The organism is Sphingomonas sp. CCH9-F2 (assembly GCF_001556735.1).
In the GTDB taxonomy this organism is placed as follows: Bacteria; Pseudomonadota; Alphaproteobacteria; order Sphingomonadales; family Sphingomonadaceae; genus Sphingomonas; species Sphingomonas ginsenosidimutans.
The window spans coordinates 1-493 of the sequence record NZ_LSJO01000588.1; the positions used below are offsets into that span (position 1 = coordinate 1).

Here is a 493-nt window from a genome sequence, read left to right on the forward strand (position 1 = left end):
CCCCGGAGGAGGAGGCGGTGATGGGCCCCGGCCCCGATCATCGCGATGCGCCCGCGATGGCCGTGCTCGCCGCCGCGCGCGATGCCTGGTTCACGAAGCGGGCCGCTCCGGCGCGCGCGGCGTCAGGCGGACCGGAGGGTGTCGCGGACGGCTGGCGCGACGGTCCCGACGCGGTGGCGGGCGGCGGCGGGTGACCGCTGCGTCAGCGTGCCCCCTCGCCGGGCGCGCGCGCGCTGATCGCCAGCGCGTGGATCCGCTCCGCCAGCAAATCGGCCAGCGCGTGGTTGACCATCCGCTGGCGCGCGACGCGGCTCTGCCCCGCGAAGGCGGCGCTTTCGACCGTCACGTGGAAATGGCTTTCCCCCGTGCCGTCGTCGCCCATGTGCCCGCGATGCCGCGCGCTGTCGTTCACCACCTCCAGCCGGGTGGGGGACAAGGCGGCGGTCAGCCGTTCGGCGATCGCCTCCGCGACGGTCGGGGCGGGGGCGATCGC

General features: G+C 76.7%; 2 protein-coding genes. One reads left to right on the top strand and one right to left on the bottom strand.

All coding sequences use genetic code 11. The annotated features are described in order from the left end of the window. The coding region (locus AX685_RS16485; protein ID WP_231738967.1) for a hypothetical protein at positions 1-194 on the top strand (194 nt) is incomplete at its 5' end. A gap of 8 nt (positions 195-202) precedes the next feature. On the opposite strand, the gene AX685_RS16490 is transcribed toward AX685_RS16485, so the two are convergent. Further along, complete coding sequence (locus tag AX685_RS16490) at positions 203-490, bottom strand: BolA family protein (protein ID WP_082741031.1); 288 nt, start codon at positions 488-490, stop codon at positions 203-205. Positions 491-493: the final 3 nt, after the last annotated feature.